Source organism: Butyrivibrio sp. M55 (genome assembly GCF_900116865.1).
Lineage (GTDB): Bacteria > Bacillota > Clostridia > Lachnospirales > Lachnospiraceae > Butyrivibrio.
In genome coordinates this window covers 133,284-140,522 of sequence record NZ_FPCD01000007.1, presented here as the reverse complement: position 1 = coordinate 140,522, position 7,239 = coordinate 133,284, and the positions used below count along the sequence as shown (strand labels likewise).

General features: G+C 40.1%; 6 protein-coding genes. 1 reads left to right on the top strand and 5 read right to left on the bottom strand.

Features of this window, described 5'->3' with window-relative positions; genetic code table 11:
- The coding region (locus BM398_RS09980; RefSeq protein WP_139233809.1) for a hypothetical protein at window positions 1-281 on the bottom strand (281 nt) is incomplete at its 3' end.
- A 304-nt stretch (window positions 282-585) separates the two neighbouring features.
- Between BM398_RS09980 and BM398_RS09975 the strand changes: the two genes are divergently transcribed.
- Window positions 586-2,058 (top strand): hypothetical protein, encoded by a 1,473-nt coding sequence (locus tag BM398_RS09975; protein ID WP_092337526.1) that lies wholly within the window; start codon window positions 586-588, stop codon window positions 2,056-2,058.
- Window positions 2,059-2,153: 95 nt separating this feature from the next.
- Here the strand turns inward: BM398_RS09975 and BM398_RS09970 are convergent, their stop codons facing one another.
- The 4 genes from BM398_RS09970 to BM398_RS09955 all read right to left on the bottom strand — a co-directional run bounded on the left by BM398_RS09970 (window position 2,154) and on the right by BM398_RS09955 (window position 7,236).
- Entirely contained in the window at window positions 2,154-3,110 is a 957-nt protein-coding gene (locus tag BM398_RS09970; RefSeq protein WP_092337525.1) for a helix-turn-helix domain-containing protein, read from the bottom strand.
- Window positions 3,111-3,396: 286 nt separating this feature from the next.
- Window positions 3,397-5,007, bottom strand: a complete 1,611-nt coding sequence (locus BM398_RS09965) for a hypothetical protein (RefSeq protein WP_092337524.1) — start codon at window positions 5,005-5,007, stop codon at window positions 3,397-3,399.
- Window positions 5,008-5,012: 5 nt separating this feature from the next.
- Entirely contained in the window at window positions 5,013-6,020 is a 1,008-nt protein-coding gene (locus BM398_RS09960) for a glycosyltransferase family 2 protein (RefSeq protein ID WP_092337523.1), read from the bottom strand.
- Window positions 6,013-7,236, bottom strand: a complete 1,224-nt coding sequence (locus tag BM398_RS09955) for a hypothetical protein (RefSeq protein WP_092337522.1) — start codon at window positions 7,234-7,236, stop codon at window positions 6,013-6,015. The genes BM398_RS09960 and BM398_RS09955 overlap by 8 nt, the downstream gene beginning before the upstream one ends.
- Window positions 7,237-7,239 lie beyond the last annotated feature (3 nt).

The following is a 7,239-nucleotide window of genomic DNA, read 5'->3' as shown; positions in this document are numbered from 1 at the left end:
TCGGCTTCTCTTATCATCTTATCTATGGCACTTCTAAGCCGCGTACACTCGCCCTTTGCTCCGTCCATTCTAAAAACGCAGACGTTCTTAGCCTTAACTGCGTTCTGCTCGTTAACGCCAATCCACTCGCCTGCTCTGCTTAGATCTATTTCATCAAGTGTATCTTTCTGGGTCTCAATCTGTCTGATATAGCCGTCGATAACTGTCTGTTTCTCCCTCATTGCTCTGATATCTTCTCTGATTTTTTCAATCTTTCTTCTGCAATCCCCGATTCTACTCACTATAACCTCCAACACTATATTGTTACGCGTTTTTTACATGGCAAATGTGCCATATGCTAACTTTTTCCGTTTTTGTGAATATTAATTTATTATAGTTTAATAAATATTCACAAACATTATTGCATAATCCGGATAAGATGTAAATCAAAACAAACATTACTAAAAAAGTATACGCTTACCACTAAATACTCTCAAGAATCAATTCTCTAAGACACAGAAAAAACAATATTCCATGCTACCATTGTATAAGTACCCGTAAACAACATAGTATTTCTGAGGGTTCACAGAGAAAGGAAAAAATGACATGAAGAAAAAACAAGCACTTGCAATAATAATTGCATCTTCTATGGCACTCTCGATCGTAGGCTGTGGTGGTGCAGAGATGAGCGCTTCCGAAGGAAGCAGTGAAATAGAAGTAACTGAGGAAGCAAAAAGAGAGATTGCGAAATCAGAGATGATCGCTGCCGATGCATCTTCTGTAGCTTCATCGGTTGAAACTGCTGCAACAAGCGCATCATCAGGAGAACAGGCTATTGCAGCATCAAGCGACGCAGCTACAACTGCTGTTTCTGCCAACAAAGAGGCTACTCCCGTTAAGCTTGCAGATCATGAGCTTATGTATAACGGCAAAGTTCTTTCTGTATTAAATGATGCATCAAAAACACTTACAGATCTTGGAACTTATGACAAAAAAATTACCGATAGTCCATATGAAGTTTTCTATACTTATGATGCTTCCGGTATTGAATTTTCAACTTACCTTTGCGACGGAAAAGAGCTTCCTCTTGGAATTGATGTTGATAAGAAAGGTGTTACAACATCACGTAATATCGGCGTAGGTGATACAAAGGATAAAATTGTATCAGCATACGGCAATCCATCAGAAAAAAGCGATCCATCAAAACAGGCCGAAAATACATATTACTACAAATATAATTTTGACAAATTCTCTATCTGGTTCTACATAAGCACCAAGAACAACACCGTAGTATTATATGAAATTGATAACACAGCCAATGTTGAAGCTAAAGATAAAGCAGAAAAAAACGCTGAGAAGGCAAAGGCTGCAGAGAATACAGCAGCAAATGCTTCTTCATCTGCTGCAACAACAGCTGCTTCAACTACAGCAACTCCCCAGCCTGCTGCAACAACAGAGAATAAGCAGACAGCTCACAACGAAGAGAAGTTTGGAAGCTGCGGAAAAGCATTTGCAGATGTTGTAAAAAAATCTCATGATGCAAACAGCAACGCAAAATATGCTCTTCTTTATTTAACCAAAGACCAGACACCCGATCTTGTTGTAGATAATCCGGGAAAGTCTATTTCTTTGTATACTTTTGAAAACGGAAAACTTATTACCATGATTTCAGATTGGCGTTATGGTGTAAGCTCTCAGGGATATGGAACAACATCATATTGCTACTTACCTTATGAAAACAGATTCCTTGAGAACACCAATAACTGTCTCGGATACATTGATCACTATGCCGGCGAAGAAACTATCATTTGTGATTGTTCGTATAACTTCTTACCGTTCTGGCCTAAAGTAGCTGAAGTAGTACCTTCAGGAGATGCAGATGCTCCGCGTCGAGAAGCGAATATGGGCGAGAATTTTCGCAGATCAAATAGCGGAGAGAATAATTATATGGCGCTGTCACAGTCAGGACTTACAGAGGAAGATGCCAATAGAATATTGGCAGATACACACTGGGAGAAGCTTGAAGGTAGCATGGACTACGACACATTACTTTCAAAAATCGAAGCTCTCGGACTGTAATATAATATCTAAGCCATATCAGAGTTTATAAAAATAAAAGGTACCTCCAACATCTAAACTGTTGAGGGTACCTTTTTTCATGGCATATGCAATTTCTATGCGGTTGCGTCAGCTGTTATCTCAGATGCAATTTTACGTTTTCTATGAAGTGTTACAACCTGATATATTATCATACCGCAGATCAACAACACCGAAACGCATCCAAATGCAACACGATAAATAAACAGCTTATCCTGATATGGTATTGCATCATGAAATTGATTAGCTTCGTTAAATCTACCGGCCATATAGATTACATATTCAACAAATTCTTTTATGGCATCGATCATTTTCCATACCGAAACTCCTACAAGCATAACAGGTACAATGACTTTCCCATTTTTACGAATAAAGTATAAAACTGCTGCCACCGCTCCTATTATTCCCAATAAGCAATCAAAATAATACGGTACAAAATTAGGAGTTCCGACCATAGAAGCGCTGTTTCTTTGAACCATCGTTATATCATTAGTTGCAATCACAAGACTTTCAATAAAAAAGATAGCATAATACGCTGCTATGACCGTTCCTATCCTCTTGGGAGAAAGAGTAACTTTTATGGAATGAACCAATCCATAAGTAAAAATCAGCACTTGTAAAGTTCCGCATACTATTTCACATACAGTCCTGACTACCGTCGCGACATCATTACATCTTACGGCCCATCCGGTTATATATTTCCAATCTGTAGTCAAAACTTCCCTGCCTATAATTGATACCAATGAAAATATTATTACCGCGTAAAAAAAGATCATTACATTATTTGCTACTCTATTCTCTACTACAGGATTTCTTTCAACAACTTTATCCATTTCATTCCCGGATAACAGGTCGTCAAGGCTCACCTCCAGAATATCTGATAATCTCTTTGTCGTAAGAAGGTCGGGATATCTGTCACCGCATTCCCAGTGCGAAACCGTCTGCCTTGTTACATATAACTTTTCCGCCAATGTCTGCTGTGTCAGTCCCGTCTTCTCGCGGGCCCGTCTTAACTGCTCGCCAAATTCGACCATATTACCTACGCTCCTTTCAAAGTGTCACCTGCAAGTGTAATTTTAGTATCCGATATGCCCACAAAAACTACAAGCAACACCTCGAAATTCCATGTCGCTCAAATGTTGCCCCACAGAACAAAGAGTTGCTTTGCAACTCTTTGCGCGCCGATGCGCGCAAGCTTTAGCTTGCATAATTCATCTGCGCATCGGTCGCATCCATAGCGGAGCGCTTTTTATTTGATAGGAAATTCCTATCAAATAAAGAAAGTAAAACGCCGGTAAAATCAGCATTTTCCTCTCCGTATTATTCTCTCGGTGTATCAAAGCGATGCTCTGTGATACCGCTTATCTCACAAGTGGTCCACATGTCTTCCGAATCAACTTCTCTTATAGAATCAAGTTTTTCACAACTCTTGACGAGGTTACAGATCGCATCTTCCTTAAAATCATCATCCGCAACATAAAGCACGATCTTTCCCGCATTCACAACGCCCTGCTCTGTAAGCGGATCAAGATTCTCCTCATCCATGTAAAAGACTCTGTCGTATTGCAAAAGCTCATCCGTAAGGCGCCATACATTGTGAGGCGTTGCAGGATTGAACATTACAACCGCAACTTCACCACTATTCGCCTGAGCATAATTTATTTTATCCACGTCCTCTTTGTATAAAAAGAGAACATTATTGCCTGTAACATGGCCTTTTATAAGGAACGCAAGCATAACAATCGTTACGATGGGAACGCACACCCTGTCTTTACCAATCTTCTCAGCAACATAGTAAAGAGCCCACATCACAAGTAAGATTATAAGTCCGTAAATAGGCATCTCGTATCTGTTCGACGCACTTCCCACCAAAAGAGCCGCCTTAGTCGTAAGGAAGAAATACCCTGCCGTTCCAGCCGTAAGAATAGCCACTTCAGCGCTTATATTAAAACGTGTTTTATCAAAACGTTCCTTGCGGGTTGCAACAAGATACGCAACTCCCACCGCAAGCATTATAGCAAGAACTGTAAGTCCTCCGCCGAAAACAAAGTCGTTCAAAAGTCCCGTAAAGAACGAAAGACGCATGAATGTGTTCTTTACATCAAACATACTTCCCGTAGCTCCGGTTCCTCTGTAGCCCCCAAGAAGGTGATGAAGCATAGCGGGATATGTAAGAACCGCAAGAACCATGCTAAAACCGCATCCCATAACATAAACCACGGTATTTCTGAAATCTTTTTTCCTAAAGAACATCCACACTGCAAGGGCAAAGCCTATGCAACCAAAAAAGAATATATAGAAATACTGGATCAGAACTCCAATGTATGAAACCGCTGCGATAGGGAGCAACAGTTTAACACAGAAATTTTTCAGATCATCTTTATACGAATCATATTCCTGAACGAATCTTACATGCAGATATGCACAGATGAATACTGCCGCTGTGAGCCACGCATACATCCTGATAAGCATGTTGCATGACACTGTCTGAGGATTGAGCCCCCAGAATCCAAGCACAAACAGCATCACATAATATGGAAGGCGAAGCCTCTTCATCAGAGCAAACAACGCCAAAAATGAAATAACAAACGCAATTAAATTAGTAATCAGTCCCGTCCACTTGGTAAATGTAGAAGGAACCATTGAACACAAGGTATGGAAAATAAAATAGTATATAGGAGGATGAACATCCCATGACTGAACAAGTTTCACAAGCCCGTAATTAAAGCCTTCTCCCGGCTTTACGCTAAACTCATCAAAGATAGTCTGCTTGTCCTGCCACTCTCTGTCCGGCTGATAAAGCCCCAGACTTCTGTTCGAAGAAAAATATGTATAATACTCATCTTCATGGAATCCCGACTTCTGAACGCCGTAGAAAATACTGAGAAGAACTGATACGATCAAAATTATATATACTATGCTTTTTTTCATAAACCTCAAAGTCCTCTTAATGCTGCATGAAGGCTACGCACCAAACGTGGTGCGGGTGCAAGTATGCACAGGTAAGCCTTATTTTTTCCGGTCAAAAACTTATTAGTAATAATACCAAGTATATTCTTTCTGATATTTTTTACAACACCAATATAGAATAAATTATCGCTTGTCATCTTACTTACGGGAATATGCAAGAGATAATCAAGTCTCTGATAATAACCGAATCTCTCAGCAATAGGTATGAGATTCTTGTAGTTTTCTTTTACAATATCAAGTGCTACGTCTGCATTACGCACTATATCTGTAAATACGGAAGGAAAATAATCTTTATCTTCCGCCTTTTTTCTCGAATTACTTCCAAGTCTGTAGAAAACATGATAATACTGCTCGGGAAGAACGATAAGCTTGTTCACCTTTGGAAGCACATCTATCATAAGCCTGAAGTCTTCATTAAGCTCGCCTTCAGGAAATTTAAGTCCTTCAGAAAAGACACTTCTCTTAGTTATCTTTGTACAAAAAGAAGCATCACCTGTGTGAAGCAACAGTTTTTTGAGCTGTTCTTCAGGTGAAAGCTCAGTCACTTCGGAAGGCGGGATAACAACATCGGGAAGCCTTTTACCGTCTTCCGAGATCTCATCTCTTGAAATCTGCACCATATCTGCGTCATATTTAACGGCAGCCTCTGCAAGCACTTTGTACATGCAGGGATCGACATAATCATCGCTGTCTACAAAGCCGATATAATCGCCTGTTGCATGCTCCATCCCAAGATTTCTGGCACTGCTTGAACCACCGTTTTCCTTGTGAAGCGCAGTCACATTATCATACTTGGCAGAAAGCTTGTCGCAAAGAGCTCCCGTAGAATCGGTAGAACCGTCATCAACAACAAAGATCTCAAGTTTATCCTTGGGATAATCCTGCTCAGCAACGGAAGCCACACACTTCTCAAGAAGCTTTTCAATATTATATGCAGGTATAACAACCGTTATCTTTGGCAAAGACTCAGACACTGGTAACCTCCGGCTCTCTCATCTGAAGATAGAGATCGTATCCTACAACCATGATCACTACAAGCATTGCGATCGACAAAGGCCAAAGTGTAAGGACTGTCGAACCAAACAGGTATCTTGTATAAGTGATCATTGTTATCACCTGCAGCGCCACGCATACAGGAACGCGCTTAATACTCAGGATCGCGTAAATAACCGCAACAACTTCAGGAATATAACCGTATCTCTCATGCATTGCAGGAAGGCAGAAGCAACATATCTCAGCAGTAAACACGACGAGAGTTACCATGTATTTTCCGGTCACTTCAAAATTCTTTTTGTAAACGTAATAAGCAAGTACTCCCATGATTATTACTGTTGCCATAGTTCCCGCGGAAATCAGAATTTTCCTTCCCGCGCTGCTTAAGTCTCCTGAAACAATCGTGTAGATACTGGGATAGTTCATTGTAAGTCTTGAGAACATCTGAACCTGCCTTCCGTATGTACCAAGAAGGTCTCCCCAGCTTCTTCCCGCAATTGCTGCAGGAACCATTGCAAGTACATGTATAACGGGAATCCATAAAACGTATCTGATCTTGATCTTATTTTTTAACCACATAAGAACAACAAAAGGCACAAAGAATATCGCCTGTTGTTTAAAACTGTAAGCAAATGCCAGATAAATAAAGGCTCTGTTATCATTTCTCTTCATAAAATGAAGGAGTGAAAGAAGAACAAACGCTGTATAAATTGAATCGTTCTGTGCCCAGGCAGCGCTGTTAAGCACAGCTGTGGGAAGGAACATCATAATACCGTAAGACATCATTGCTTTAGTGAGATTCTTGTCGGTAATATGATATACAATCCTAAAAACTGTGATCGCGCAGATAAAGTCAAACAACACCGGAACGCTCTTTACAAGATATATATCGGGAATACTGCCGCCAATATAGTGAAGAATAACTATTACATACTGAAAAAGACAGTTGTAGTCAAATGTACTTGCCTCAGACACACCGGGCTTTATACCAAGATAAGCAAATCCGCCGGCAGCGTGGCACTCTCTCATCCAGTCTGCAAATGCCTTCACATAGTCACCTGATCTTATACCAAAAAGTGACAATCTGAAATAAACTCCCAAACATGACAGTATGGTAAAAAACAGCATGTCAAAGATGGGTATTTTATGCTTAAATATTTTTATTTCCGTTGTAAAAAAGTCATCAATAAATCTCATGTT